28 protein-coding genes and 1 pseudogene are annotated in these 25,201 nt (G+C 69.0%); 11 read left to right on the top strand and 18 right to left on the bottom strand.

Annotation, left to right across the window (positions count from 1 at the left end; translation table 11 throughout):
* Positions 1–281: 281 nt before the first annotated feature.
* Positions 282–674, bottom strand: coding sequence for a nuclear transport factor 2 family protein (locus tag MJQ72_RS04335; RefSeq protein WP_240597858.1), 393 nt, complete (start codon positions 672–674; stop codon positions 282–284).
* Between MJQ72_RS04335 and MJQ72_RS04330 the strand changes: the two genes are divergently transcribed.
* A complete protein-coding gene (locus MJQ72_RS04330; protein ID WP_396426927.1) occupies positions 570–1,661 on the top strand; it encodes an RNA polymerase subunit sigma-70 in 1,092 nt (363 codons plus the stop codon). The genes MJQ72_RS04335 and MJQ72_RS04330 overlap by 105 nt on opposite strands.
* A 25-nt stretch (positions 1,662–1,686) precedes the next feature.
* Here the strand turns inward: MJQ72_RS04330 and MJQ72_RS04325 are convergent, their stop codons facing one another.
* From MJQ72_RS04325 to MJQ72_RS04305, 5 genes and pseudogenes are all read right to left on the bottom strand, one after another.
* A complete protein-coding gene (locus tag MJQ72_RS04325) occupies positions 1,687–2,658 on the bottom strand; it encodes an acyl-CoA dehydrogenase family protein (protein WP_240597856.1) in 972 nt (323 codons plus the stop codon).
* Positions 2,655–3,584, bottom strand: a complete 930-nt coding sequence (locus tag MJQ72_RS04320; RefSeq protein ID WP_240597854.1) for an acyl-CoA dehydrogenase family protein — start codon at positions 3,582–3,584, stop codon at positions 2,655–2,657. The genes MJQ72_RS04325 and MJQ72_RS04320 overlap by 4 nt, the downstream gene beginning before the upstream one ends.
* A gap of 4 nt (positions 3,585–3,588) precedes the next feature.
* Positions 3,589–4,713, bottom strand: a pseudogene (locus tag MJQ72_RS04315) (acyl-CoA dehydrogenase family protein); the annotation flags it as partial.
* Positions 4,713–5,546: an enoyl-CoA hydratase gene (locus MJQ72_RS04310; RefSeq protein WP_034317229.1), complete on the bottom strand. Its 834-nt coding sequence runs from the start codon at positions 5,544–5,546 to the stop codon at positions 4,713–4,715. The gene MJQ72_RS04310 and the pseudogene MJQ72_RS04315, both read right to left, overlap by 1 nt.
* The gene (locus tag MJQ72_RS04305; protein ID WP_240597852.1) at positions 5,543–7,033 is read right to left on the bottom strand and encodes a FadD3 family acyl-CoA ligase; all 1,491 of its coding nucleotides are present in this window, start codon (positions 7,031–7,033) and stop codon (positions 5,543–5,545) included. The genes MJQ72_RS04310 and MJQ72_RS04305 overlap by 4 nt, the downstream gene beginning before the upstream one ends.
* A gap of 72 nt (positions 7,034–7,105) precedes the next feature.
* Between MJQ72_RS04305 and MJQ72_RS04300 the strand changes: the two genes are divergently transcribed.
* From MJQ72_RS04300 to MJQ72_RS04285, 4 genes are read left to right on the top strand one after another with little or no spacing between them, the layout of a single operon-like run.
* Positions 7,106–8,224 (top strand): acyl-CoA dehydrogenase family protein, encoded by a 1,119-nt coding sequence (locus MJQ72_RS04300; RefSeq protein ID WP_240597851.1) that lies wholly within the window; start codon positions 7,106–7,108, stop codon positions 8,222–8,224.
* A complete protein-coding gene (locus MJQ72_RS04295; protein ID WP_240597849.1) occupies positions 8,221–8,988 on the top strand; it encodes an SDR family oxidoreductase in 768 nt (255 codons plus the stop codon). The genes MJQ72_RS04300 and MJQ72_RS04295 overlap by 4 nt, the downstream gene beginning before the upstream one ends.
* Before the next feature lie 7 nt (positions 8,989–8,995).
* Entirely contained in the window at positions 8,996–9,601 is a 606-nt protein-coding gene (locus MJQ72_RS04290; RefSeq protein WP_315860830.1) for a TetR/AcrR family transcriptional regulator, read from the top strand.
* Positions 9,594–10,745, top strand: coding sequence for an acetyl-CoA C-acetyltransferase (locus MJQ72_RS04285; protein WP_240597846.1), 1,152 nt, complete (start codon positions 9,594–9,596; stop codon positions 10,743–10,745). The genes MJQ72_RS04290 and MJQ72_RS04285 overlap by 8 nt, the downstream gene beginning before the upstream one ends.
* On the opposite strand, the gene MJQ72_RS04280 is transcribed toward MJQ72_RS04285, so the two are convergent.
* Positions 10,729–11,871: an MFS transporter gene (locus tag MJQ72_RS04280; RefSeq protein ID WP_240597845.1), complete on the bottom strand. Its 1,143-nt coding sequence runs from the start codon at positions 11,869–11,871 to the stop codon at positions 10,729–10,731. The two genes, MJQ72_RS04285 and MJQ72_RS04280, sit on opposite strands and share 17 nt — an antisense overlap.
* 67 nt (positions 11,872–11,938) lie before the next feature.
* Here MJQ72_RS04280 and MJQ72_RS04275 point away from each other — a divergent pair, with 67 nt between their 5' ends.
* Positions 11,939–12,385 carry a helix-turn-helix domain-containing protein gene (locus MJQ72_RS04275; RefSeq protein WP_240597839.1) on the top strand — a complete coding sequence of 149 codons (447 nt, stop codon included), beginning with the start codon at positions 11,939–11,941 and terminating at the stop codon, positions 12,383–12,385.
* Positions 12,386–12,686: 301 nt separating this feature from the next.
* Here the strand turns inward: MJQ72_RS04275 and MJQ72_RS04270 are convergent, their stop codons facing one another.
* The 5 genes from MJQ72_RS04270 to MJQ72_RS04250 are packed head-to-tail and all read right to left on the bottom strand — an operon-like array spanning position 12,687 to position 16,167.
* A complete protein-coding gene (locus tag MJQ72_RS04270) occupies positions 12,687–14,009 on the bottom strand; it encodes an NAD(P)/FAD-dependent oxidoreductase (RefSeq protein ID WP_240597837.1) in 1,323 nt (440 codons plus the stop codon).
* The gene (locus MJQ72_RS04265; RefSeq protein WP_007033644.1) at positions 14,002–14,238 is read right to left on the bottom strand and encodes a ferredoxin; all 237 of its coding nucleotides are present in this window, start codon (positions 14,236–14,238) and stop codon (positions 14,002–14,004) included. The genes MJQ72_RS04270 and MJQ72_RS04265 overlap by 8 nt, the downstream gene beginning before the upstream one ends.
* A 19-nt stretch (positions 14,239–14,257) precedes the next feature.
* On the bottom strand, positions 14,258–14,863 hold the full coding sequence (locus tag MJQ72_RS04260; protein ID WP_240597836.1) for a ferric reductase-like transmembrane domain-containing protein: 606 nt from the start codon (positions 14,861–14,863) through the stop codon (positions 14,258–14,260).
* On the bottom strand, positions 14,856–15,623 hold the full coding sequence (locus tag MJQ72_RS04255; RefSeq protein ID WP_240597835.1) for a DUF4142 domain-containing protein: 768 nt from the start codon (positions 15,621–15,623) through the stop codon (positions 14,856–14,858). Before MJQ72_RS04255 ends, MJQ72_RS04260 begins: the two co-directional genes overlap by 8 nt.
* Positions 15,607–16,167, bottom strand: coding sequence for a hypothetical protein (locus MJQ72_RS04250; protein WP_240597833.1), 561 nt, complete (start codon positions 16,165–16,167; stop codon positions 15,607–15,609). The genes MJQ72_RS04255 and MJQ72_RS04250 overlap by 17 nt, the downstream gene beginning before the upstream one ends.
* Positions 16,168–16,425: 258 nt before the next feature.
* Here MJQ72_RS04250 and MJQ72_RS04245 point away from each other — a divergent pair, with 258 nt between their 5' ends.
* The 4 genes from MJQ72_RS04245 to MJQ72_RS04230 all read left to right on the top strand — a co-directional run bounded on the left by MJQ72_RS04245 (position 16,426) and on the right by MJQ72_RS04230 (position 19,867).
* On the top strand, positions 16,426–16,977 hold the full coding sequence (locus MJQ72_RS04245; protein ID WP_034317190.1) for a sigma-70 family RNA polymerase sigma factor: 552 nt from the start codon (positions 16,426–16,428) through the stop codon (positions 16,975–16,977).
* Positions 16,974–17,729, top strand: coding sequence for an anti-sigma factor (locus MJQ72_RS04240; protein WP_038515970.1), 756 nt, complete (start codon positions 16,974–16,976; stop codon positions 17,727–17,729). Before MJQ72_RS04245 ends, MJQ72_RS04240 begins: the two co-directional genes overlap by 4 nt.
* A 202-nt stretch (positions 17,730–17,931) precedes the next feature.
* Complete coding sequence (locus MJQ72_RS04235) at positions 17,932–19,065, top strand: DUF1996 domain-containing protein (protein ID WP_240597832.1); 1,134 nt, start codon at positions 17,932–17,934, stop codon at positions 19,063–19,065.
* Between the two features lie 244 nt (positions 19,066–19,309).
* Positions 19,310–19,867 (top strand): sugar O-acetyltransferase, encoded by a 558-nt coding sequence (locus MJQ72_RS04230; RefSeq protein ID WP_240597827.1) that lies wholly within the window; start codon positions 19,310–19,312, stop codon positions 19,865–19,867.
* Here MJQ72_RS04230 and MJQ72_RS04225 read toward each other — a convergent pair.
* Entirely contained in the window at positions 19,864–20,331 is a 468-nt protein-coding gene (locus tag MJQ72_RS04225; protein ID WP_240597826.1) for an Lrp/AsnC family transcriptional regulator, read from the bottom strand. The genes MJQ72_RS04230 and MJQ72_RS04225 overlap by 4 nt on opposite strands.
* A 103-nt stretch (positions 20,332–20,434) precedes the next feature.
* On the opposite strand from MJQ72_RS04225, the gene MJQ72_RS04220 reads away from it, so the two are divergent.
* Positions 20,435–20,911 (top strand): DUF2000 domain-containing protein, encoded by a 477-nt coding sequence (locus MJQ72_RS04220; RefSeq protein ID WP_240597824.1) that lies wholly within the window; start codon positions 20,435–20,437, stop codon positions 20,909–20,911.
* A 1-nt stretch (position 20,912) separates the two neighbouring features.
* Here the strand turns inward: MJQ72_RS04220 and MJQ72_RS04215 are convergent, their stop codons facing one another.
* From MJQ72_RS04215 to MJQ72_RS04195, 5 genes are read right to left on the bottom strand one after another with little or no spacing between them, the layout of a single operon-like run.
* Positions 20,913–21,704, bottom strand: a complete 792-nt coding sequence (locus MJQ72_RS04215) for an alpha/beta fold hydrolase (protein ID WP_240597822.1) — start codon at positions 21,702–21,704, stop codon at positions 20,913–20,915.
* A gap of 31 nt (positions 21,705–21,735) precedes the next feature.
* Positions 21,736–22,782, bottom strand: coding sequence for a nitronate monooxygenase family protein (locus MJQ72_RS04210; RefSeq protein ID WP_240597821.1), 1,047 nt, complete (start codon positions 22,780–22,782; stop codon positions 21,736–21,738).
* Positions 22,779–23,504, bottom strand: a complete 726-nt coding sequence (locus tag MJQ72_RS04205; RefSeq protein ID WP_240597819.1) for a CoA-transferase subunit beta — start codon at positions 23,502–23,504, stop codon at positions 22,779–22,781. The genes MJQ72_RS04210 and MJQ72_RS04205 overlap by 4 nt, the downstream gene beginning before the upstream one ends.
* Positions 23,501–24,361, bottom strand: a complete 861-nt coding sequence (locus tag MJQ72_RS04200) for a CoA transferase subunit A (protein ID WP_240597818.1) — start codon at positions 24,359–24,361, stop codon at positions 23,501–23,503. The genes MJQ72_RS04205 and MJQ72_RS04200 overlap by 4 nt, the downstream gene beginning before the upstream one ends.
* On the bottom strand, positions 24,361–25,110 hold the full coding sequence (locus MJQ72_RS04195) for an enoyl-CoA hydratase family protein (RefSeq protein WP_240597816.1): 750 nt from the start codon (positions 25,108–25,110) through the stop codon (positions 24,361–24,363). The genes MJQ72_RS04200 and MJQ72_RS04195 overlap by 1 nt, the downstream gene beginning before the upstream one ends.
* Between the last annotated feature and the right edge of the window lie 91 nt (positions 25,111–25,201).

Below are 25,201 nucleotides of genomic sequence, written 5' to 3'. Positions count from 1 at the left end.
ACGATCCATCAGTACAGGTGCTTCATGATCGAACCTCCCTCCGGGCGTGACTCCGTTTCTCGGCTTGGGCTCGGCCGAGTGGGAATTGCGCAGGAGAGGAATTCCCCATTGCCGTGGTGATCGATTGTCGCGATGGCTCCCGCAGGTCCTCATCCACCATGATCGGATGACCACTCGTTGTCAAGACCTGAAGGGACTGCTGATTTCGTTGCCCTTCACCGCAACCGGACTGTCCTTTGTGGATGGTGTCGGTGCATGGGCGATTTCTCGGCTTTACGGAATCATTGGTCGATGAGTGATTCTTGTGCGGGTTTCGTGGCCGCTTCCCGTGCCGCGTCGAAAGGAGCCCGATCGAACACGATGCGCAACTCCACGATCTTCCCTTCCCGCACCGTCAGCAGCTCGGCCCCCGGCGCGCTCGCCACCGGCAGGGTCGCCGTGTCGTACATCAGCAACGCCGTCGTCTCGTCCCCGAACGCCGAAAGCAGGGTCGAACCGGTCAGGATCTCGGTGAACGGGCCCATGAACCCGCGAAACGCTCCCGCACCGGAGAGCGGTCCGCCGGGTGTGTGGCAGACGATGTCGTCGGCGACGTAGGTCATCGCCTTCTCGAAGTCCTTGCCCGTCCACGCGTGGTGGTAGGAGAGCGCGACATCCAAGGCTGGACTGGTCATGATGGTTCCTTTCGTCGGTCTTCACCCAGTCAGACACCAGCCCCGCCGCGAAAGGAACGGTCTGTGAGCACCACGGCAACGGACGAGCAGTCGTTTCGCGAGCTCGCCGAGACGTATCGGCACGAGCTCCACCTGCACTGTTACCGGATCCTCGGCTCTCTCACCGACGCCGAGGACGCCGTCCAGGAGACGCTCCTGGCCGCATGGCGCGGCCTCGACGGCTTCGAGGGGCGCTCATCGCTTCGCACCTGGCTGTACCGCATCGCCACCAACCGCTGCCTCAACGCCCTGAGGGACGCGGGCCGCCGTCGCCCGCCCGAGCCGGTGCCGCCGTTCGACCCGCCGGAGCCGAGCCGCCGTGGTGAAGTGACCTGGTTGCAGCCGTATCCGGACGAGTTCCTCGAACGCGTCGCCGACCGCGAACCCGGCCCCGAAGCGCGCTACACCGCCAGGGAGGCGGTCGAGCTCGCCTTCATCACCGGACTCCAGCTCCTCCCGCCGAGGCAGGCCGCCGTGCTCGTCCTGCGGGACGTCCTCTGTTTCCCCGCCGGTGAGGTCGCGGGCATGCTCGGCACCACCGAGACGGCGGTCAAAGGCATCCTTCAGCGCGCCCGTGCCTCCCTCGACAAGCATCGCGAGCGCGCCGGGCACCGGCCGTCACCTCAAGAACGCGAGCTGACCAGGCGATTCGCCGACGCCTTCACCGCGGGCGACCTCGATGGCGTCCTCGGGCTGCTCACCGACGACGCTTGGCTCGCCATGCCGCCGGCACCGCACGAGTACCACGGTCTCGAAGCGATCGCCGGTTTCCTCCGCGTCACGATGGCCGTTCCCGTGGAGGGTTTCACCATGACGCCGGCGCGGGCGAACAACCAGCCCGCGTTCGCCTGTCGTCACGGTGGGACACCGGCCGGGTTGATGGTCCTCACGCTCGACGGCGACCGTGTTCGCGCCATCACCCGGTTCCTTGGGCCTCGTGAGTGGTAAAGACGGTTAGAACCATCCTTACCACTCACGACATCGGTGGCCGCACCCGCGCCAGGTGTTCCCCGGGCGAGCCGAACAACTGCGCCGCGCCGTGCGCCCGTTTGAAATAGCGGTGCGCCGGATGCTCCCAGGTGATCGCGATCCCGCCGTGCAGCTGGATCATCTCGCCCGCCACCGTCGCCAGCGCCTCCGAACAATGCACCTTCGCCACCGCCGCCAGCCGGCTCGACTCCGGAGCCGCGTAGGCCGCCGAGCGCGCGGTCTCCACCAGCACGTGGAGATCCGCCATCCGGTGCTTCAGCGCCTGGAAGCCGCCGATCGGCCTGCCGAACTGGTGCCGCTGCTTGCTGTACTCCACGGTCAGCTCGAACGCCCGCGCCGCGGCCCCGGCCTGTTCGGCGGCCAGGACGGCGCACGCGACGTCCCGCAAGGCGCCGAGGTCGACGGGGCCGAGCAGCCGGGCAGGAGCGCGCTCGAAGCTCACGCGGGCCAGCCGCCGGGTTTCGTCCATCGCCGGAGTCCGCACACGCCGGGCATCGGAGACCTCGTACAGCGAGCCGCCGGCCACGACCAGGAGGATCTCGGCCTCGTCACCGTGGAGGACGTAGTGCGCCTCGCCCTCCAGCGCGGAGCCGACGACCCGGCAGGCAGACGTGTCCCAACGGCCATCGGCGCCGGTCCAGGCCACCGCGCCGACGGTGCCTTCGGCGAGGCGGGGGAGCAGCCGTTCGCAAGCCTCGTCGTTTCCCGTGGCCAGGACGGCGTGCACGGCGAGCACGGCCGAGCCGAGGAACGGCACGTCGGCGAGAACCCTGCCCAGTTCCTCGGCGACCACCTGCAGCTCCGCCGTCCCGGCGCCGAGCCCGCCGAAGCGCTCGGGCACGGCCAGCGCCGCGACGCCGATCTGTTCGCACAGTTCCGGCCAGGGATCCGCTTCCCGGTCCAGCAGTTTCCGGACGCTGTCCCGCAGCGCGTCCTGCTCGGCGGTGAACGTCATGACAGCACCCGCTCCCGATGGAACCGCGGCGTGCCCCAGGCGCCGACCAGCGCGCGGACCCTGGTCAGGCGCAGGCCGAGCGCGTGTTCCGCGGTGTAGCCGATCGCGCCGTGCACCTGCAGCCCCGTCCGGGCGGCGAGATGCGCGGCGTCGCCACACGCCACCTTGGCCGCGGAGACGTCGCGCCGGTCCAGGGTGACGGCCGCGCCGAACAGCAACGGTTCGGCCAGCGTGAGCGCGGTCGCCACGTCGGCGAGCAGGTGTTTGACCGCCTGGTATCCGCCGATCTCTCGGCCGTACTGCTTGCGCTGCGCGGCGTAGGCGACCGACGTGTCGAGCAGCCACCGTCCCGCGCCGAGGAGTTGTGCGGCGGTGGCGAGACAGCCCAGTTCGAACGCTCGGTCCGCGTCGAGTGCCGTGCCGAGGTCGTCCCCGGCCACCGGTGGGAAAAGCCGTCGCGAACCGTCCACAGAGGACAAAAGCGCGCCGGGGGTGAACGCGCGGAGCCTGCCGTTCTCGACCGACAACCGCGCGTCCGCAACGTCGGAATCCAAGGCGTACGGCACGTGTGGCGCGTACGCGACCGACGCCAGCGTCTCACCGGAAGCGACCGACGTCAGCAGCTCGTCGTCCAGCAAGGACGGCAGGACGGCCACGGTGTCGGTCCACGGCCCTGGAGCGCAGTGGTAGCCGAGCCGTTCGAAGCCGACGGCCAGATCCACCGGGGTGGCGCCGACCCCGTCGTACTTCTCGGGGACCGCCAGCGCGGTGACGCCGAGCTCCGCCAGGCGGCGCCAGATCTTGAGCCCGGGGCCGGGATCACCCGCCGCCCAGGCACGGTTGGCCGAATCGGTGTCCACACCGGACAGGAGATCGTTCAGGCTGCGGGAGAACTGCTCCTGCTCGCCGGAGAGTGCGAACCTCATCGAGCCCCTTCGGCAGGCCGAGCAACCGTTCGGCGACGATGGACCGCTGGATCTGGTCGGTCCCGCCGTAGATCGGTCCCGCCAGGGAGAACAGCCAGCCGTCGCTCCAGCGGCCCCGCAGTTCGGCGTCCGGGCCGAGGACGTCGAGCGCGGTCTCGTGGAGGGCGACGTCGAGATGTGACCAGAACAGCTTGTTGACACTGGATTCCGGGCCGAGCTCGGCACCGCCCGAGAGGCGGGTGACCGTGCCCAGGGTGTACAGCTGGTAGGCCCGCGCGCCGATCCACGCGTCGGCGACCCGGTCCGCGGTGTGCGCGGGGCGCCCGGCGTCGCGCCAGAGCGAGACCAGCCTGTCCGCCGCGGCGAGGAACCGGCCGGGGCTGCGCAGCGACAGACCGCGTTCGTTGTTCGCCGTGGTCATCGCGACCCGCCAGCCCTCGCCCGGCGCGCCGATCACGTCCTCGTCGGGGACGAAGACGTCGTCGAAGAAGATCTCGGCGAACCCCGGTTCGCCGTCCAGCTGGGGGATCGGCCGCACGGTGACGCCTTCGGCCCGCAGATCCACCATCAGATAGGTGAGTCCCTTGTGCCGCACCGACTCCGGATCGCTGCGGAACAGGCCGAACGCGCGATCGGCGAACGCCGCCCGCGAGCTCCACGTCTTCTGCCCGCTGACCCGCCAGCCGCCGTCGCAGCGGGTCGCGGTGCTCCGGAGGGCGGCGATGTCGCTGCCCGCCTCGGGTTCCGACCATGCTTGCGCCCAGACCTCCTCCGAGCGCGCCATCTTCGGCAGGACGCGGCGCTGCTGTTCTTCCGTGCCATGGGAGAACAGTGTGGGCGCGAGCATGAAGATGCCGTTCTGGTTGACCCGCGACGGCGCTCCCGCCGCGTAGTACTCCTCCTCGAACAGCACCCACTCCAAAAGGCTCGCGTCCCGCCCGCCGAACTCGCGCGGCCACGAGACGACCGACCAGCGGGCGTCGGCCAGCCGGGCCTCCCACTCGCGGTGCTGAGCGAATCCCTCGGCGGTGTCGAACGACTTCAGCGGCTCGGCGGGGATGTTCGCGGCGAGCCAGGCGCGGGCTTCGTCGCGGAAGGCGAGCGTGCGCTCGTCCAGGTCGAGGTTCATCATGAACTCGCGTCCCGCATCGAGCGCGCGTCCTGCCCGCCCAGCGAGTCACCGCCGGAAACCTCGGCGTTGTGCGCGTGCGCGAAGTGGTGCAGCCCGAACACCGAGTCCATTCCGGACCGGAGACCCATCAGATCCTCGGCCTGGTTGACGGCCTTCTTGGCGAGCGCGAGCCCCATTCGCGGCATCACCGCGATCTTCTCCGCCAGCGCCATCGTCTCGGTTTCGAGGTCGGCGCGGGGGACGACGCGGTTCAGCATGCCCCACTCCTTGGCCTGCTGCGCCGTGAAGCGCTCACCGGTGAACAGCACCTCCTTGGCCGCGCGCGGACCGAGCACCCAGGGATGCGCGAAGTACTCGACACCGGGGATTCCCATCCGCACCACGGGATCGGCGAAGAACGCGTCGTCGGAGGCGACGATCATGTCGCAGACCCACGCCAGCATCAGCGCGCCCGCGATGCACGCGCCCTGCACGCTCGCGATGGTCGGCTTCGGGATCTCGCGCCATCGGCGGCACATGCCGAGGTAGACCTCGGACTCGCGGGCGAACCGCTGATCACCGCCCTCGGCGCCGACGTGGTCCCACCACAGCACCGCCTTGCGCTCGAACGAGACGTCCACGTCCCGTTCCGGTGTCCCGATGTCGTGCCCGGCGGAGAAATGCTTGCCCGCCCCGGCCAGCACGATCACCTTGACCTCGGGATCGTCGACGGCGCGGGTGAACGCGGCGTCGAGCGCGTAGGTCATCGCCGAGTTCTGCGCGTTCCGGTACTCCGGCCGGTTCATCGTGACGACGGCCACCGGCCCGCGCCGCTCGTACTCGACGGTCATCCGTTCTCCTCCCGCAACACGCGTTTCAGTACCTTCCCCGACAGATTCCGCGGAAGCTCCGCCACGAAGTCGACAAATCGAGGGGTCTTGTAGTTGGCCAACTGGCCTTCGCAATGAGTCAATACGTCCTCTGTGGACAGTGAAGCCCCAGGGGTCAGCCGGATGAAGGCCTTGCCGACCTCGCCGAGTCGTTCGTCCGGAACACCGACGACGGCCGCTTCGGCGACCCCGGCCAGACGGCTCAGCACCTGCTCGACCTCGGCCGGGTAGACGTTGAAGCCGCCGCAGACGTACATGTCCTTGATCCGGTCGACGATCTTCAGATACCCGCGTTCGTTCAGCACGCCGACATCGCCGGTGTGCAGCCAGCCGTCGGCGTCGACGGCTTTCGCGGTGGCGTCCGGATCGTCGAGATAGCCGAGCATCACGTTCGGGCCGCGCAGCAGGACTTCGTCGTGCTCGCCGAGTTTCACCTCGAAGCCGGCCGTGGCGCGGCCGGAGAAGTTCGCCACGAGTTCGACGTCGTCCTCGGGGCGCGACATCGTGGCCACCACGGCTTCGGTGAGGCCGTACGCGGTGAGCACCGTGTCGATGCCCAGGTCCGTCCGCATCCTCTCGACGAGCGTGACCGGCACGGTGGCGGCGCCGGTGACGGCGAGCCGGAGGCTGGACAGGTCGTGGTTCCCGCGTTCGGGCGCCTCGAGCAACACTTGGTAGATCGTGGGCGCGCCGGGCAGCACGGTGATCCGCTCGGTTTCGATGAGCCGCAGGGTCTCCCGGACGTCGAAGGTGCGCTGGGGCAGCAGGGTCGCGCCGCGCAGCACGGCGGCGAGGATCCCCGCCTTGTACCCGAAGCTGTGGAAGAACGGGTTGATCACGAGATACCGGTCTTCTTCGGTCAAACCGCCGCACTCGGCCCAGGCTTCGGCGACGCTCAAGGCCTGCCGGTGACTGCTCATCGCGCCCTTGCTGCGGCCGGTGGTCCCGGAAGTGAACAGGATGTCGCTGACGTCGCCCGGCCGCGCGGGACTGGCGAAGTCACTGTCGAGACCGGAGAGCGTGTCCCATTCCGTGACGCCGTCGACGGGGTCTTCGGCGCCTTCGACGGGGATGCGCACCACGGTGCCCGGGCGCGCGGAGCCGAGGTCCGCCAGCCGGTCCGTGCCGAGGAACGTGCCGGTGATCGCCAGCGCGGAAACCTTCGCGCGGTGAAGGACATCGACGGTCTCGCGCGCGGTGAAGCGGGTGTTGACCGGGATCAGTGTCGCGCCGGCGTACAGCGCGCCGAGCCCGGCGACGACCCAATGCCAGGTGTTGGGGGAACAGATCGCGACCCGTTCGTGGCCCTCGAAGAACCGCGCGGCCTGCCGCACCCGGCGGGCGAGTTCGGCATAGGTGAGCCGGACCTCGCCGTCGACCAGCGCTTCCCGCCCGGCGAAGCGCTCCGCGGCCCTGTCGAGCGCCGCCGGGATGGTTCCTTCAGTCATCGAAGTCTCCCTAGCAAGTGCTTGGTAGGGTAGCCTACGCAGCAGGCTCTGGTTTGGCTAGAGGAGGCAGGCGTGGCTCAGGACGGTTTCCGTGACCGTGTGCGCACCTGGCTGGCGGACAACCTGCCGCCGGAACTGCGCGGCTTGGGCGGTCCTGGGCGGGAGCACGAGGCCTTCGACGAACGCGTGGAGTGGGAGCGGCGGCTCGCGGCGGCGGGCTGGACCTGCGTCGGCTGGCCGGTCGAGCACGGCGGCCAGGGCGCGACGCTCGAACAGCAGGTCGTCTTCCACGAGGAGTACGCGCGAGCGAACGCGCCGGCGAGGGTGAGTCACCTGGCGCAAGAGCTCCTCGGCCCCACCCTGATCACTTTCGGTACGCCTGAACAACAGAAGCGGTTCCTTCCGCCGATCGTGGGTGTCGAAGAACTGTGGTGCCAAGGGTATTCCGAGCCCGGCGCGGGGTCCGATCTCGCCGCCGTGTCCACCACCGCGACACTCGAAGGCGGCGAGTGGGTGCTGAACGGCCAGAAGGTGTGGACGTCGCTCGCGCACGTCGCCGACTGGTGTTTCGTCCTCGCCCGCACCGAGCCCGGCTCGAAACGCCACAAAGGACTGTCCTATTTGCTCGTCCCGATGAACCAGCCCGGCGTCGTGGTCCGGCCGATCCAGCAGCTCACCGGGACCTCCGAGTTCAACGAAGTCTTCTTCGACGGCGCCCGCACGGCGAAGGATCTCGTCGTCGGCGAACCCGGCGACGGCTGGCGCGTGGCGATGGGCACCCTCGCCTTCGAGCGCGGCGTCGCGACGCTCGGGCAGCAGGTCGGCTTCCGCCGGGAACTCGAAGAACTCACCAGGATCGCTCCCGGCGATCCGGTGATCGCCGAACGGATCGATCGCGCGTGGGTGGGCCTGGAGGTCATGCGGGCACAGGCGATCCGCACCCTTGGCGACTCTTCGCCGGGTGTCGCCGAAGTGTCCAAACTGGTCTGGGCGAACTGGCATCGTGACCTCGGGGAGCTCGCGATGCTCGTCCGCGGAGCGCGGGGGATGATCGCTGAAGACGGGCTCGACGCCTGGCAGCGGCTCTTCCTCTTCACCCGCGCCGACACGATCTACGGCGGCTCCAACGAAATCCAGCGCAACGTCATCGCCGAGCGGGTGCTCGGCCTGCCAAGGGAGGTACGCCCGTGATCCCGGTGCCGAAGTACCCCGAGGGGGCGAACCTCCTGCGGGACAAGGTGGTCGTGGTGACGGCGGCGGCCGGCACCGGGATCGGTTCGGCGGTGGCGAAACGCGCGCTGGAGGAGGGCGCGCGCGTCGTGATCAGCGACTGGCACGAGCGGCGCCTCGGCGAGAAGGCGGCCGAACTCGGTGACGTCCACGCGATCCCTTGCGACGTCACGCAAGAAGAGCAGGTACAGGCGCTCATCGACGGTGCGGCCGCGCACTACGGCCGGGTCGACGTGCTCATCAACAACGCCGGGCTCGGCGGCACGAAGTCCATTGTGGACATGGCGGACGACGAGTGGGCGCGGGTCATCGACGTGACCCTCAACGGCACGTTCCGCGCGACGCGGGCCGCGGTGAACCGGTTCATCGCCCAAGGCGACGGCGGGGTGATCGTCAACAACGCGTCGGTGATCGGCTGGCGGGCGCAGGCCGGGCAGGCCCATTACGCGGCCGCGAAGGCGGGCGTCATGGCGCTCACGCGCTGCTCGGCCGTCGATGTCGCCGAACACGGCATCCGGGTCAACGCGGTCGCGCCGAGCCTGGCGATGCATCCGTTCCTGGCCAAGGTGACCAGCGAGGAGCTGCTCACCGAGCTCACCGCGCGCGAGGTCTCGGGGAGGGCGGCGGAACCCTGGGAAGTGGCGAATGTGATGGTGTTCCTCGCCAGTGAGTACTCGTCGTACCTCACCGGCGAGGTCGTGTCCGTGAGTTCCCAGCATGCGTGAGGTAGCGATGAAAGCCAGCCCAGGGTCCCGCCGCGCCGAACTGCTCGCCCTGGCGGCGAAGCTGTTCGCCGAGCGCGGTTACGTCTCCACCACGGTGCGGGACATCGCGGACGCGGCGGGCATCCTTTCCGGCAGTCTCTACCACCATTTCGACTCGAAGGAGTCGATGGCCGACGAGATCCTCACCGGATTCCTCGACGAACTCTTCGGCGCCTACGCCGAGATCGTCGCGAAAGGGAAAGGGCCGAGGGAAACGCTCGAAGCCGTCGTCGTGGCGTCGTTCGAATCCATTCACCGGCGGCCCGCCGAGGTGGCGATCTACCAATCCGAGGCGAAGCATCTCATGCAGTTGCCGCGGTTCGACTACCTCAACGACCGCAACACCGAATTCCGCAAACTGTGGAACGGGATCCTCACCGACGGCATCGCGGCGGGCGTGTTCCGCGAGGATCTCGACGTCGAACTCACCTACCGGTTCATCCGCGACACCGTCTGGGTGGCGGTGCGCTGGTACAACCCCGGCGGCACGCTGAGCGCGGACGACGTCGCGCAGCAGTACCTCGGGATCCTGCTGGACGGCATCGCGACGACGAAAAGGAGGCGGCGTGGCTGAAGCGTATGTTCTCGACGCGGTCCGGACCCCGGTCGGCAAACGCGGGGGAGCCCTCAGTGGTGTCCATTCCGCGGACCTCGGCGCCCACGTGATCCAAGCCGTCGTCGAGCGGACGGGGGTCGACGCCGATCTGGTGGACGACGTCATCCTCGGCTGCTGCGACACACTCGGGCCACAGTCCGGGAACATCGCGCGCACGGCGTGGCTCGCCGCGGGGTTCGGGCACCACGTGCCGGGTGTGACGATCGACCGGCAGTGCGGTTCGAGCCAGCAGGCCGTGCACTTCGCCGCGCAGGCGGTGCTGTCCGGGACGATGGACCTCGTCCTCGCCGGTGGCGTGCAGAACATGAGCGCCATCCCGATCAGCGCGGCGATGCTGGCCGGGCGCGAGTACGGCTTCGAAGACCCGTTCTCCGGCTCGAAAGGCTGGCAGGAGCGGTACGGCAGCGTCGAGGTCTCGCAGTTCCGCAGTGCCGACATGATCGCCGAACACTGGGATCTGACCCGCGAGGCGATGGAGGAGTTCGCGTTCCGCAGCCATCAGCGAGCGATCGCGGCCATCGACGAAGGGCGCTTCGCCGCCGAGATCACGCCGTTCGCCGGTGCCGCCCTGGACGAGGGGCCCAGGCGCGACACCAGCATGGAACGGATGGCCGGGCTCAAGCCGCTGAGCGAGGGTTCGCGTATCACCGCCGCCGTGGCCAGCCAGATCTCGGACGGCGCCAGCGCGGCGCTCATCGCGTCGGAGAAGTTCGTCGAGGAACACGGCCTCACCCCGCGCGCCAGGATCCATCACCTTTCCGTGCGGGCGGCCGATCCGGTGTGGATGCTGACCGGGCCCATCCCGGCGACCGCGCACGCGCTGCGGAAGACGGGGCTGAGCATCGACGACATCGACCTGTTCGAGGTCAACGAGGCGTTCGCGAGTGTCGTCCTGGCGTGGATCGAGGAGACGGGCGCCGATCCGGACCGCGTCAACGTCAACGGCGGCGGGATCGCGCTCGGCCATCCCATCGGGGCGACCGGGACGAAACTGTTCGCGACCCTGCTGCACGAACTCGAACGGCGGGGCGGCCGCTACGGGTTGCAGACGATGTGCGAGGGCGGCGGCACGGCGAACGTCACGATCATCGAGCGGCTTTGACACCCCACACGGCGAGTGCCGACGCGCTGAACAGCGCGCCGAGCAGGCAGACGCCCGTCCAGCCGGCGACGGCGTACACGGCGGTCGAGCCGATCGCGCCCAGGCCGCTGCCGGCGGAGTAGAAGATCATGTACCCGCCGATCAGCCTGCTTCCGGCGTCCGGCCGGAGCGGGTAGATCAGGGTCTGGCTCGTGACGTGCACGGCCTGGACGGCGAGATCGAGCAGGATCGCGCCAGCCACCAGCGCCCACAGTGACACGCGGGTGAAACCCAGCGGCACCCAGGAAAGCAGCAGCAGGCCGAGCGCGATCCCGGTCGTCCACCGCGCGCGGCCGCGATCGGCGAGCCGTCCCGCGGGTGCGGCCGCCAGCGCGCCCGCGGCCCCGGCCAGCCCGAACGCGCCGATCGCGGTGTGTGACAGGCCGTCTTCGCTCAGCGGCAGGGCGACCGAGCTCCACAATGTGCCGAACGCGGCGAAGATCAGCAGCGCCAGTGTTCCGCGTGTCCGGAAGACGGGCTCCTCGGCGAAAAGGGACAGCGTGGACCGCAGCAACCGCCCGTAGCCCATGGTCTTTCCGCCTGGTGAGGCAGGAAGGACGCGGTAGAGCACGATCGCGATCACCGCGGTCACCCCCGCGGACACGACGTACACCGCGCGCCAGCCGGCGAGGTCGGCGAGCGTACCGGACACCGTGCGCGCGAGCAGGATCCCGAGGACGACACCGGTCGTCACGAGACCGACCACGCGTCCGCGTTCGGCGGGCGCGGCCAGCGACGCGGCGAACGCGACCAGGAGCTGTGTGACCACCGCGAGCACGCCGATCGCCGCCATCCCGGCGAACAGCACCAGCCCGTTCGCGGCGGTCGCGGCGACCAGTTCGGCGACCGCCAGCAGCGCCAGCAGGCCGACGACGAGCCGCCGCCGGTCGAGCAGGTCACCGAGCGGGACCAGGAGGAACAGGCCGAGGCCGTAGCCGAACTGGGTGAGCGTGACGATGCCGCCCACGGTCGAGGCGGCGATGCCGAGATCGGCGCCCATGGTGACGAGCAGGGGCTGGGCGAAGTAGATCGTGGCGACGGCCGTCCCGGCGGCCACGGCGAACAACAGGACGACACCGCGATGCACAGACCCTCCAGATGGTTTCAACTTGCTACCACCTGACGGTAGGGCACTGCGGTTGTAAGATGCAACCATGGTGAAGCGGACGACGTTCGACGAAGCCTCATGCCCGGTGGCGCGCTCGGTCGACACGATCGGCGACTGGTGGTCGCTCCTGATCGTGCGCGACGCCTTCGACGGCGTCCGCCGCTTCGGGGAGTTCCAGCGGAGCCTGGGCGTCGCGAAGAACATCCTGTCCGCGCGGCTGCGGGCGCTCGTCGGGCACGGGGTGCTCGACGTGGTCCCGGCTTCGGACGGGAGCGCGTACAGCGAGTACGTCCTGACGCCGAAGGGGCGAGACCTGTTCCCGGTGATCGTCGCGCTGCGGCAATGGGGCGAGGCGCACTTCTTCGCCGAGGGGGAGCCGCGGTCGGAACTGGTGGACCGCGATGGCGGCCTTGCGTTGCGAGGGCTGGAGGTCCGGGCCTCGGACGGGCGGGTGGTCGGGCCGGAGGACACCGTGGTCGTGAAGGCTCCGTGAGCTGAAGGACGCTTTCCCCGCATGCGATGCGGTGAAAGCGCCCTTCACCGCATCGCATGCGGCGAAAGCGTCCTTCAGCAGCCGTGGATCGGGGCCCTCCCAGGTGAGTCAGGCCTGGAAGGGCCCCGACCGGATACGGGGAACCCGGAGGGCGGTACCCGACGGAGCCCGAATCACCGTCGGTCCCGGTACCTCCCGGCGTCCCCAGGGGGTGGCGGTGGGTGCGGAGGCCCAGCTGCCCACCGCCACCTGAGGGGACCGCGGCCGCCGCGCGCGGCCCCGGTCCGTTCGCGCTCCCGGGTCACCCGGCGGGAACGCGAGCCCAGGGCATCCTTTCCGGCGCAGGAACGGCCTCGGTCGGGGTCTCGGACAGGAAGTCCCGCTCGAAGGGGGCGAGGATGTCCTCGCCGATGGGTGTCGACGGCAACGAGGGTTCGGCGGGCGCGGAGAACACCGGCTCGGGCACCGGCAGCCGCCGGTCGAGTTCGGCCGTCCAGTGCATCATCGCCTTCGGCCGGTCCCAGCCCGCCGCGCCGATCAGCCTGCCGTCGCGGACGAAACCGGTGACGCCGTCGGAAAGTTCGATCGTGTCCTTGCCCAGCGAAGGCATCCCGACCGTCTGCAGCCGCGCGTCGTAGAGCGACGACCAGGCGCGGGGGAGCGGCGTGTACGGCCGCGCGTTGCCGCGGCCCAGCATCAGGCTTTCCGCCGCCGCGCGCCCGGATTCGACGCCGTTCATCCAATGCTCGACCCGCCGCGGGGTCTCGTCGATCCGCAGGTTCGGCCATTTCGCGACGTCACCGGCGACCACGACGTCCTCCGCCCCGGTGGCGAACAAGGTCGCTTCACACAGCACGCCGTCGTCGATGGTCAGCTCCGAGCCGCGCAGCCAATCCACGGCCGGCACGCTGCCGATCGAAAGCACCACGCAACTGGCCACCAGGAACTGGTTGTTGGTCAGGTGCAGGCCGACCGTCTCCTTGGTGCTGATCCAGTTCCGCACCTCGGTGTTCATCGCCAGCTTGGCGCGATGGTGCTGATGCTCCTTGGTGAGCGCCGACGCGATCCGTTCCCCGAAGCGGTGCAAAGGCGCCTTCGCGTGACCGATGAGCGTGACGTCCCGGCCCATGTACCGCATCGACGCGGCGAACTCGTTCCCGATCAGGCCGCTGCCGATCACCACGACGGATTTGGTGCTGTTGCCCAAAGCCCGCCGGACGGCCAGTGAATCCTCCACGGTGCGCAGCACCCGGACCCTGGGGTCGTGGCGCGGCGAGCCCGGGAGATGCCGGGGGTAGACGCCGGTCGCGATGATCAACCCGTCGTACCAAAGGGATTCCCCGCCCGGCAGGTGCACCGTGCGCTCCTTGCTGTCGAGCCAGGTCGCGCGGGTGCCGAGCCGCCAGTGGACGTCCAGATCCACGTAGGGTTCCAGGCTCGCGGCCACCGGTTTCACCCCGCCGGTGATGAGCTCCTTCGACACCATCGGCCGGTGGTACGGCTTGCGCGGCTCGTCGCCGACCAGCACGATCTCGCCGTCGAAACCGAGCTCCCGCAACCGTTCCGCGGAGCGGAGACCGGCGACGCCCGCGCCGACGATGACGATCCGATCTCCGTCACTCATCGTCGTACGCTCCTTCTCCCTTGACTCTGATGGCTTGTTTCGGGCAGAGCCGCGCGGCGGAGATGGCCTGGTCCAGCCCGTCCCGGTCGACCATCCGGCGGATGCGGAGCTTGCCGTCCGGTCCGATCTTGAAGGTGGACGGCGCCTCCATCTCGCAGAAGCCGAAGATCTCGCACCGCTCGTTGTCGACGCTGACGCGGGTGCCACGCCGTATGCTTCCGAAGATCATCTTTCGTCTCTCCAAGTCTTCAGACCAGCTCTTCGACCAGGCCCAGTCGTTCCAGGTACCTGGCCGGCGTGAACCGCAGCGCGGTCAGCAGCACCACGGGGACCAGCAGGGTGATGCCGCCGAACCACAGCAGGCCGAGATGCCCGTTGGCCATGGCGCCGAAGAACGAATGCAGCGCGGTGATCGCGACCGCCGGATAGGCGAGCCGGTGGATCCACAGAAAGCGCCGATAGGAACTGAACCGGCTGATCCCGCCGGTCAGCGCGACGGCGATCATCACCTCGAGCCCGACGACGCCGAGTTCGTGCCGCGCCAGCGTGCCCGGCAGGAGCGGGATGGTGACCTGCGCCAGGGTGAAACCGTCGGGCAGGAACAGGAACGACATCGCGTGCACGACGCCGAACGACAACGTCAGGATGCCGAGCACCATATGCGAGTTGCGCAGCGCCTTCCGCCCGGTCAGCGACTTGATCCAGCCGGTCGCGGTGAACACGCCCCAGCACAGGGTGAGGCACATGAAGCCGTACGAGATCCGGGCGGAGGTCTGCGCCATACCCTTGATGCCGGGGTCGGTGTCCGCCTTCTGGGTCAGCACGATCACCACCTCGGACCACTGGTCATACATTGATCTCTCCTGGGGCACCGGGAACCGGATCCGGTTCGGGGACGGCCGCGCGGTTGCGGGTCCGGGTGTTCTTGCTGCGCAGGGCCCGCACGGCGAGGAACAGTCCGCCGCCGATCGCCACCGCGAGCAGCAGGCCGAGCGCGAAGTCGCCGAAACCGACGTCCATCGCGGAGTTGGCGGAATTCGACTGCGGCACCGGGGCTTCCGGCATCAGCGACTGGTCGACGAGGCCGGTGCTCTCCAGCAGCGTCATATGCCGCAGCACCGCCTGGTTGGCCGTGGTGGCGTAGTCGCGGACGACGTCGTTGCGGGTACCGGCCCGGACCTGCGCGATGACGGGGAACAGCACGCCGTGCGCGTACCGGAGCCGGTTGGCGAAGATCCGGTCGAACTCGGTGTCGTCGCGGGCGGCCTTCATCTCGCCGAGCCACGCGGACTGCTGATCCGACGGCTCGGCGGGCAGGGCGATGCCGAACCGGTCGGCGATGGCGTGCGTCGCGGTGTCGAGCCTGCCGTGGTCGATCATCAACGTCCGGCCGACTTCGCGGGTCCGTTTGCTCTTCCCGCGTTCCTGCGCCCACATCCCGGCGGGCATTTCCCACAGCCCGGCCAGTTTCACGTTGACGATCAGGTTCTTGTCCGCGGCGGAGAGTTCCTGGGCCTGCGCGTCGCGGACAGGGCCGAAGAGGCTCACCATGGCCGCGGCCAGCAGGACGAGCAGCGGGCGGACGAGTCTGGGGAGGTCAGATGCCGAGGTCATCGGCCTGCCAGGTCTCGGCGGTCAGCAGCACTTTCGTCCCGTCCGGTTTGGCGGGGAACCACGCGTCGTCGGCGCCTTGCCCGCCGGTGTTGCCGGGCATCGCGTCCTTGGCGTTGCGGTAGAGCGGCCAGCCCGCGAGCGTGAGCTGCTCGGTGCCGTCGTCCCTGGTCACGGTGCCGACCAGGGCCCGATCGATCCCGGTGACCACGAGGTCGGCGCCCGCTTTGGCGGGAATCCAGGTCCGCGCACAGGTTTCGGCGCAATTCGATTTGGGCGGATTCACCGTGTCCTTGTCGTAGCGGTAAAGCGTGAAGCCGTTCGTGTCGGTGACGATCGGCCCGAGGTCGAACAGGATCGCCGCCGTGACACCGGGGGCGGGTTCGGCCGCGGGGTCGGGCATTCCCGGGATCTGCGCCGCTCCCGCGGTGGAGGCCGCGCCGGGAGCGCCGTTCGGTCCCGCGGTACCGGTGGTGCAGGCGGCGGTCAGCGCGACCGCGGCCAGGATGAGGGGCAGAGGTATGACCGAGCGTGACACGGGGTTCACGGAAATCCTCCTGTCGGGGCCAGAGGAGAACGCCATCACCGCGGGGAGATGGTGTGCAGGCAGGTTCAATTCCACTGTGGACAGTCATGATCCACAGTGGATTCGGCGGTGCGGGGGACAGCGCCGGGTCGGGGTCTTCGGTAGGGGATACGGTCACGGGCGGGAAACGGTTCAAAAAACTTTCCCGCGTGCGATGAACCGGGCCGGAACGGTTTTGGTACTGGACTTATCGCCCCCGCGCCCACAAAGATGTGCCGCGTGGGACGCCACTCTCGGATACTGCAGCCAATAGTCGATCATGAACCCGCGTCGAACGGGCATGACGACCTCATCAGGGCGTTGTACCAGGAGTTCGGGTCCAGCCTGATGGCCTTCGTGCTGAAGCTGACCGGCCACGATCGCCAATGGGCCGAGGACGTGGTCCAGGAGACGCTCATCAAAGCGTGGCGCAACGCCGGCAAACTCGACCGGCAGCCGGAAATGCTGCGCGCCTGGCTGTTCACCGTGGCCAGGCGCATCGTCATCGACGGCTGGCGGAGCCGGAGCGCCCGCCCTCAAGAGGTGGAGGAACTGGAGTCGGATTCGATCGGAGTGCCGGACGAATCGGAGAAGACGCTCGCGGCCATGATCGTTTACGAGGCCCTGCGCAATCTTTCCCCGGAGCAACGTGAGGCCGTCCAGCAGACCTACCTGCGTGACCGCACCGTGAACGAGGTCGCGGCGACGCTCGGGGTTCCGCCGGGTACGGTGAAATCGCGGATCCACCACGCTGTGCGCGCGCTGCGCAGGGCGCTGCAGGAGCGGGGGTGAGCGAAGTGTCCGGAGCCGTCCACACGGATATCGCCGCCTACGTGCTGGGCGTCCTCGGCGAGGAGGATCACGCCAGGTTCGAGGCGCATCTGCTGGAGTGCCCCGAATGTCAGGTCGAGCTGGTGGAGATGTACCACCTGCCCGACATCCTGGACATGGTCAAGAAGAGCTGGCCGGACCCGCCCGTGAAGGGGCCGGGCCCGCGGGTGCTGCGGATGCTGCTCGCGGACGCCGCCAAGGCGGGCCGCCGGCGCAAGGTCGTCCGGCTGGCGACGGCGGCCGCCGTGCTCGTGCTCGTCGTCGGCGGGCCGCTCACGGTTCTTTCGCTCACCGATCGTGAGCCGGTCGTCACGCAGGCGGCGCCCTCCGTCGTGACGTCGGTGGTGCCGTCTCCGTTGTCGTCCCGGGAGCGCGAGGCGGGCCCGGACGGCGGCGCCGCCCCGTTCGGCTGGTCCGAAGCGGGCAACGCCGTCGCGGCCGAGGTCACGGTCCAGGAGAAGGAGTGGGGCAGCGCCGTCGAGCTCGAACTGCGCGGCCTCATCGGGCCGATGACCTGTCAGCTTTTCGCCTACTCCCACGGCGGCGAGGCCTACGTGGTCAACAACTGGAGCGTGCCGTCCAAGGGTTACGGCGTCCCCGGTTCCCCGGATCCCCTCGTGATCACCGGTTCGACGGCGTTGCAGAAGGCCGACATCGAACGCTTCGAGGTTCACAAGCGGGACGGCACCGTGCTGGCCGTCGTACGCCGCTAGTCTTATAACGGAAAGATAACGGCCGGATCGCGTTTTGAACCGGGTCCGCCTGGGGTCCGTATCTCCAGATAGCCGGATCTGAATCGGCGGGCGAACAGAAGGGTTCGCCGCGAATTCGGTTATTCCCGTATTCGACAAATGCGTGGCTCATGCCCGGGCGCGAGTGATCGGCGTGCCCGGAAAAGAATGAGGTGAGCAGCCAATGGCACGAAATCAAGGGCGCCATCGTATCGCCCGCAGGACCAAGATCGCGACCGCGTTGCTGGGCCTGTCGATCGCGGTCGGCGGGCTGGTGGTGTCCACCACGACCGGCGAACCCGAGCGCGCCTCCGCGGACGAGGTGGACAGGTCGCAGTTCGTGGACATCACGAAGGTGCGGCCGAACGTCGACGAGCCGAGGCCGGGCCGGAACGCGTCCACGGGTTCGTTCACCGTCGACTGCGGCAGGAACGAGAACGGGCATTTCAATCCCGACAACTTCATCGCGCAGCCGGGTGTCCGCAACGGCGCCCAGCATCTGCACGATTACGTCGGAAACCTGTCCACGAACGCGGATTCGGACAACGACAGCCTGCTGGGCGCCGGGACGACCTGCGCGAACGGCGACGAGTCGGCGTACTTCTGGCCCGTGGTGCGGATCGACACCGGGGAGGAAGAAGCCGGGCAGCAGCAGAACCGCGACGGCGACCGGAATCGCCGCCGGGACCAGGACAACCAGGAGCAGAACGACAACGAGCAGAACAACCAGAACAACGAGCAGGCTCAGCTGGAAGAACCGAACGCGGACAACGAACTCGCCGGCAACGACGGTGAGATCCAGCGTCCCGCGGTCGTCGACATCACCTTCAAGGGCAACGCCAGGGAGAAGGTGAAAGAGATGCCGAAGTTCCTCCGGATCCTTTACGGTGACGCGAAAGTCACCACGAACGGCCCGGCGAACGCGCGGGAGAGCTGGACGTGCACCGGCTTCGAGAACCGGCTCATCAAGCAGTACCCGATCTGCCCCGAGGGCAGTGACGTCAAACGGGTGCACACGTTCCCGAGCTGTCTCGACGGGAACAACATCGACAGCGAGAACCATCGGGACCACATCAAGTACCCGGACGAGAACGGCGAATGCGCGAACGGCCTGACCGCCGTCCCGGAGCTGACCATCTCGCTGACCTACGAGATCCCGCGGCAGATACAGGCCAATGGACAGTACAAAGTGGACTCGTTCCCCGAGGAGGACCACAACCCCTTCTCCGACCACGACGATTTCGCGAACGTGATGCCGGACCGGGTCATGGACCGCCTCGTCGACTGCGTCAACGAAGGCCGCGAGTGCCGCGAATAGGCCGCTGAAGCGGCGCCAAGTCTCCTCGGCACACTCCGACGGCCGGGGATGTACGGAAGAACCGGCGAACAGGAGGAAGAAACTCCGGCCCGGCGGGTCCCCCTACACCTCACCCACCCGCCGGGCCGGCCCTACTCGGAAACCGATCGACACAACTGAAGAACGCTCCGCAAGCATTCACCCCGCCCTGCCGGTGGCTTCCCGAGGGAGGCTCGCCGGCAGGGCTCTTCGGTAGGTTGGCGGCATGGGTGAGCAGAAGGACCGCATGCTGCGCGGAGAGCTGTACCGGGACAACGACCCCGAGCTGGTGGCGGACCGCCGACGCGCACAGGCGCTCGTCGACCGGTTCAACGGCACGGGCGCCGAGGAGACCGGTGAGCGGGACACGATTCTGCGCGAGCTGCTGGGAAAGCTCGGCGAGGGTTCCTGGATCATGCCGCGGTTCCAGTGCGACTACGGCTACCTGATCGAGATCGGCGCCAACAGTTTCCTCAACTACGACGCCATCCTGCTCGACTGCGCGCCGATCAAGATCGGCTCGGACTGCTCGATCGGCCCGCGCTGCCAGCTGCTGACCGCGCTGCATCCCATGGAGGACCACGAACTGCGGCGGCAGCGCTGGGAATCGGCCGCGCCGATCACCATCGGGGACAACGTCTGGTTCGGCGGTGGCGTGATCGTCTGCGCCGGCGTCACCATCGGCGACGACGTCGTCGTGGGCGCGGGCAGCGTCGTCACGCGTGACCTGCCGTCGAAGGTGTTCGCCGCGGGCAACCCCGCCCGCGTCATCCGGGAGCTTTAGCGGTCCACCGGCGTGATCTTGGTGCGCCTGCTGTGCTCGAACACCATCGAGGTGCGCACGTCGGCCACCTCGGGGCGTTCGGTCAGCTTGTCGATCACGAAGGCGTAGAGGGCGTCGTTGTCGGGGACCGCGACATGCAGGATGAAGTCCTCGGTCCCGGTGGTCACGTAGAGCCCGACGAGATCGGGCAGCGCGTTGACCCAGTTGCGGAAGCCCTCGATGTTCCGCCGCGAGGGCGGGCGGACGCGCACCGCGATGAGCGCCTGCACCCCGCGGCCGATCGAGGGCAGGTCCACGTCCAGCAGCGCGCCGCGGATCACGCCGCGTTCGCGCAGCCCGCGGGTGCGGTCCAGCGCGGTCGTCGGCGAAACGCCCACCGCCGCGGCCACTTCGCGGTTGGTCTTCCGTGCGTCCGACTGCAGTTGCGCCAGGATCGCCTTATCAAGTTCGTCCAAACGGGTCATCGTGGCCCTCTCGCCGTATTAAGTACGAACACGGTGGACAGTACTCGTATGTCCTCTTAGCTTGGCCCTGTTCATCCGTTGAAGTGAGCAGGAGATCAGCTGAATGTCCGAGTACGGTACGGCCATCGGATTCGCCCCCGAGGAGATCGACTTCTCCGCGTCCACCCGGTCGGCCCGCTTGAAGTGGGTGATCGTGGTCAACAGCGAGCTGCCGCCCGGCCGCGCGGTCAACGCGGCGGTCTGCACCGCCGTCGCCACCGCGCGGGGCGTCACCGGTCTGCTCGGCGACGAAGCGGTCGACGCCGGCGGCGAGCACTACACGGGTTTGCCGTGGACCGGCTGCTCGATCCTGTCGGCCGATGCGGAGAAGCTGCGCGCCATCCGCGCCAAGGCCGCGGCCTCGCCGGGCTGCCACGTCGCCGACATGCCCGCCGTCGCGCAGCAGATCCGGGTCTACACCGACTTCCTCGCGACGATGAAGGAGATCCCGACCGAGGAGATGGACTTCTGCGCGATCGGCATCGTGGGCCCGCGCAACCGGATCGACAAGCTGGTCGGGAAGCTGCCGCTGATGCCGTGACTCAGCCTTCGAGCAGGCCCCGCAGCGCTTCGGCGAACTGGGCGGGGTTCCGCTGCGGCGCCAGATGCGCGCCGGGTACCTCCGTGAACGGCAACCCCAGCTCCAGCGCGAGGATCTTCGCGGGCTGGTAGTGGTAGTGCCCGCGGCTGCCGACACCCGCGACGGGGACGATCTCGGTCCTGCTCCTGCGCAGCGCCCGCAGATCGGGGAGGTAGTCGAGGATCTCGGCCAGCTCGCGGCCGAACAGCCGTTTCCAGTCCTCCTCGTTCGGCAGCCGGATCGCGCGCAGTTCGGGCAGCGCGGCGCCGGCGATCCCGTCGGTGAACCGCTTGAACGCCCCCATCAGGTCACCGGCCTGGGCGAGCCGGACCTGCGCGTTGGCCTCGTCGAGCCAGCCGAGCGCGTCGGGCAGCAGCTGGATGGCCGGCGGTTCGTGCGCGACCAGCACCGTCGCCGCGTCCGGGTAACGGGCCACGAGGTCGAGGCCGATCATGGCGCCCGCGCTGGTCCCGAACACGCTCGCGGGGCCGCCCCCGACGTGCTGGAGCACCGCGTGGGCGTCGTCGGCCTGCTTGGGCACGCTGACCGGGCCGGTGCTGGTGTCCGTGCTGCGGAAGTGGCCGCGCCGGTCGTAGGTGACGACGGTGTAGTCGTCCGCGAGCAGCTTCGTCATCGCCCGGAAGGTGTCCGCCGAGCCCAGCCCGCCCGCGATCAGGAGCAGAAGCGGCCCTTCGCCGGTGCTGCGGACGTACAGCTCACCGTCCTCGACCGGACAACGACTCTCCGAGATCATGGCCGAAGTCAAGCACAGCGCGCCCGGCCGCTCACTCCGAGGCCAGCCGCCGCAGGATGCCGGTGGCGTCGGCGACGATCGTCTCGATGAGGTCGCCGACGGCGGGCAGGTCGTCGAGCAGGCCGACGACCTGCCCGGACGCCAGCACCCCGGCGCTCCGGTCGCCTTCGACAAGCCCGGCGCGCAACAGCATCGGCGTGTTGGCGGCCATCAGGACCTGCGACCACGTCCGGTCGCCGCCGCGTTTCATCCGCAGCCCTTCGGTGGCCAGGGAACGCCACGACAGCCCGGTGAGCTTCCGGAACTTCGCGGCGTTGCGGGCGGCACGGGCGAGCCCGCTCACCGGACCGGCGGACTCGAGCGCGTCGACCAGTTCCGTCCGGAGCACGCGATGCGGCATGCCGTCCACCTTGCGGGTGACGACGGTGCCGTTGAGGTCGCGGGCGAGGTACGCCTGCTTGATCTCGTCGGGGACGGTGCTTTCCCTCGTCAGGAGGAACCGGGTGCCCATGGCGACCCCGGCCGCCCCGTAGGCGAGCGCGGCGGCCAGGCCCCGGCCGTCGAAGAAGCCGCCCGCCGCGACCACCGGGATGTCGACCGCGTCCAGCACCGAGGGCAGCAGCAGTGTCGTCGCGACCCCGCCGGTATGCCCGCCGCCCTCGCCGCCCTGCACGATGACGGCGTCGGCGCCCCAGCCCGCGACCTTCTCCGCGTGCCTGGCCGCGCCGACCGAGGGAACGACGAGGACGCCGTTGTCCTTGAGCCGCGCGATCATGTCCTTCTTCGGCGCGAGCGCGAAGGACGCGACGCGGACTTCCTCGGTGATGAGCAGCTCGACCCGGCGCGCGGCGTCGTCGGCGTCCGCGCGGAGGTTGACCCCGAACGGTTCCGACGTGCGGCTCTTGACCTCCTTGATCGCCGCCGCCAGCTCGTCGTAGGTCATCGTCGCGGAGGCGAGGATGCCGAGGCCGCCCGCCTCCGCCGTCGCGGACACCAGCCGCGGCCCGGCGACCCAGCCCATCCCGGTCTGCACGATCGGGTGACGGATGCCCGCCAGTTCGGTCAGCGCGGTCTTCATGACGGGACTTCCTTGTCCCGCAAGGACTTCGGGTCCAGGCTGGTGCGGATCAGGAGCAGTTCGGACTCGGTCGGCAGCCGGGTCTCCGTGACGCCTTCGGTGATCAGCGGGAACGACGTCGCCTCGACGACCTCGTCCACGGAAACCCCCGGATGTACGGAAAGCAGCCGTGGCGCGTGGTCTTCACCGCCGAAGTCCAGGACGCCGAGGTTCGTGACGATCCGGTGGACGTCGTGATGCCGCAAGCCGGCCGCGCGCGCCCTGGCGTAGCCGACACCGGACACGACGTCGACCCGATCGACGAAGACCCGCTTGCCGTGCCGGGGGACCCAGTAGCTCGTGCGGTGGTTGGCCGTGTTGCCCGGCCCGCCTCGCACGCCGAGAAGTTGTTTCTTGGGCCGGGAATGCTCGCCGATCGCCGAGATGTTCTGGTTGCCCTCGCCGTCGATCTGGTTGGCGCCCATCACCACATGCCGTTTCCCTCGCGGTACCACGGTGTCGAGGACCTTGCGGAACGGCTGCCAGCCTTCGACGACGGCGTCCGGGGTCATCAGGTACGCCTCGCCGTCGGACAGCAGGATGTCCGGCTCGAACGTCAGCCTGGCCAGCCGCGCGCCCAGCGACGGGATGAAACCCATGGGGCTCACCACGATCTCGCCGTCACCGCGGAACAATTCGGCACAGGCCACGACAGCCACTTCGGCACGGCTGATGTCACTCACGCGGACTCCCCGAATTCGGCGACGGCCTTCTGATAGTGCGCTTCGTCCCCGGACAGGAACCTGTCGACGAATTCCGGCCACGCGTCGAGGTCCTTGGCCGATGCGGCGTAGTGGCGCTGGAAACGTTCGTCGCGGCCGTAGTCCGGGACGGCCGTGGTGAAATGCGCGCCGTTCGGCGTTTCGGCCACCCCGGTGACGAGCATCCGGCTCAGCAGCAGGCTTTGCACCGGACCCGCTTCGGTGAGCTCGGCCGTCTCGACGATCTTTTCCGTGGACACGTAACACTTGTCGGCGGCGAGCGCGAACAGTTCGTCGAAGTACGGATCCGGCCCGAGATACTGCGCGTTGCCCCGGGCGTCGGCACGGTTGAGGTGGACGAAGGCGGCATCGAGCCTGAGGGCGGGCGCGGCCAGCAGTTCTTCGGCGTCGTCGTACGGCGAACGGACGGTGCGCAGCGACGGGTTCAGGTCCATCACGCCGGAGCCGAGGCCCGCCCGCGTCGGCAGGAACGGAAGCCGTTGCGCGGCAGCGGAAAGCCCGGTGCCGAACACGCCCTCGTCGTATTCCGTGACGGTGATCGCCCCGGATTCCCGCACCCGGGAGAACCACGGGTCGTAGGGGATCGAATCCAGCGTGACGAAGCCGAAGACGAGATGCTTGATCTTGCCCGCCGACGCCAGCAGCCCGACGTCCGGACCGCCGTAGGAGACCACGGTGAGATCCTTGACCGGCGAGCGCAGGATCGCGCGCACCAGCGCCATCGGTTTGCGCCGCGAGCCCCAGCCGCCGATCCCGATCGTCATGCCGTCCTTCAGCTCGGCGACGATCTCGTCCGGCGTCATCCGCTTGTCGGCCATCACTTCCCCTTACCGTCCAAGAATTCCTGGCGTGCGCCGTCCGAGACGCCCGCCAGGTTGAGTTCGAAGGTGAATCCCTGCTCGAAGCGGTAGCTGCGGTGCACGGGCTGGACGTCGATGCCGTTGATGGCCTGTTTCGCGGCGCGGATCACGCGGGTGTCCTTCGCCGCGATCTGCCGTGCGACACCGAGCGCGGTCTCGTCGAGATCCTCGCGCGGGACGACGGCGTAGACCGAACCGTGGTGGTGCAACTGGGCCGCGGTGATCGTGGAGGCCGTGTAGTACAGGGCCCGCATCAGATGCTGGGGGACCAGCCGCGCGAGATGGGTCGCCGCGCCCAGCGCGCCGCGATCGACCTCGGGGAGCCCGAAGGTGGCGTCCTCGCTGGCGACCACGACGTCCGCGTTGCCGACCAGGCCGACCCCGCCGCCGAGGCAGAAACCCTGTACCGCGGCGATCACCGGGACCGCGCAGTCGTACACCGCGGAGAACGCTGCCGCGCAGCCCTCGTTCGCGCCGATCAGCGCGCCATATCCCGGATCGCGCTGGATCTCCTTGATGTCGACCCCCGCGTTGAACCCGCGGCCTTCCGCGCGCAGCACCACCACGTGGGTCGCGGGGTCGCGTCCGGCGTCGGTGACGGCGGACGCGAGGGCGAACCATCCCTTCACGCTCAGCGCGTTCACCGGGGGCGCGTCGACCGTGACCACGGCGATGCCGGGCTCCGGTGAGTGGGTGGAAACGGTCATCGTGCACCCTTCTCCGCTACCAAACCTAGCACTTGCTTGGTACGTTAGCAGGACGTCCGGCCCGGGTACAGCGACGTGAAGGAGGCCCGGC

Origin of the sequence: Amycolatopsis sp. EV170708-02-1 (genome assembly GCF_022479115.1) — a bacterium.
In the GTDB taxonomy this organism is placed as follows: domain Bacteria; phylum Actinomycetota; class Actinomycetes; order Mycobacteriales; family Pseudonocardiaceae; genus Amycolatopsis.
The sequence above is the reverse complement of the archived record's forward strand: the minus strand, read 5'-3'. Positions and strand labels throughout refer to the sequence as shown.

Bases quoted from the DNA above. Each gene is read 5' to 3' on its own strand.
- MJQ72_RS04335 (WP_240597858.1), bottom strand. From the start codon at position 674: ATGACCAGTCCAGCCTTGGATGTCGCGCTCTCCTACCACCACGCGTGG.
- MJQ72_RS04325 (WP_240597856.1), bottom strand. From the start codon at position 2,658: ATGACGTTCACCGCCGAGCAGGACGCGCTGCGGGACAGCGTCCGGAAA.
- MJQ72_RS04320 (WP_240597854.1), bottom strand. From the start codon at position 3,584: ATGAGGTTCGCACTCTCCGGCGAGCAGGAGCAGTTCTCCCGCAGCCTG.
- MJQ72_RS04310 (WP_034317229.1), bottom strand. From the start codon at position 5,546: ATGACCGTCGAGTACGAGCGGCGCGGGCCGGTGGCCGTCGTCACGATG.
- MJQ72_RS04305 (WP_240597852.1), bottom strand. From the start codon at position 7,033: ATGACTGAAGGAACCATCCCGGCGGCGCTCGACAGGGCCGCGGAGCGC.
- MJQ72_RS04290 (WP_315860830.1), top strand. From the start codon at position 8,996: ATGAAAGCCAGCCCAGGGTCCCGCCGCGCCGAACTGCTCGCCCTGGCG.
- MJQ72_RS04275 (WP_240597839.1), top strand. From the start codon at position 11,939: ATGGTGAAGCGGACGACGTTCGACGAAGCCTCATGCCCGGTGGCGCGC.
- MJQ72_RS04270 (WP_240597837.1), bottom strand. From the start codon at position 14,009: ATGAGTGACGGAGATCGGATCGTCATCGTCGGCGCGGGCGTCGCCGGT.
- MJQ72_RS04265 (WP_007033644.1), bottom strand. From the start codon at position 14,238: ATGATCTTCGGAAGCATACGGCGTGGCACCCGCGTCAGCGTCGACAAC.
- MJQ72_RS04260 (WP_240597836.1), bottom strand. From the start codon at position 14,863: ATGTATGACCAGTGGTCCGAGGTGGTGATCGTGCTGACCCAGAAGGCG.
- MJQ72_RS04255 (WP_240597835.1), bottom strand. From the start codon at position 15,623: ATGACCTCGGCATCTGACCTCCCCAGACTCGTCCGCCCGCTGCTCGTC.
- MJQ72_RS04235 (WP_240597832.1), top strand. From the start codon at position 17,932: ATGGCACGAAATCAAGGGCGCCATCGTATCGCCCGCAGGACCAAGATC.
- MJQ72_RS04230 (WP_240597827.1), top strand. From the start codon at position 19,310: ATGGGTGAGCAGAAGGACCGCATGCTGCGCGGAGAGCTGTACCGGGAC.
- MJQ72_RS04225 (WP_240597826.1), bottom strand. From the start codon at position 20,331: ATGACCCGTTTGGACGAACTTGATAAGGCGATCCTGGCGCAACTGCAG.
- MJQ72_RS04220 (WP_240597824.1), top strand. From the start codon at position 20,435: ATGTCCGAGTACGGTACGGCCATCGGATTCGCCCCCGAGGAGATCGAC.
- MJQ72_RS04215 (WP_240597822.1), bottom strand. From the start codon at position 21,704: ATGATCTCGGAGAGTCGTTGTCCGGTCGAGGACGGTGAGCTGTACGTC.
- MJQ72_RS04210 (WP_240597821.1), bottom strand. From the start codon at position 22,782: ATGAAGACCGCGCTGACCGAACTGGCGGGCATCCGTCACCCGATCGTG.
- MJQ72_RS04200 (WP_240597818.1), bottom strand. From the start codon at position 24,361: ATGGCCGACAAGCGGATGACGCCGGACGAGATCGTCGCCGAGCTGAAG.
- MJQ72_RS04195 (WP_240597816.1), bottom strand. From the start codon at position 25,110: ATGACCGTTTCCACCCACTCACCGGAGCCCGGCATCGCCGTGGTCACG.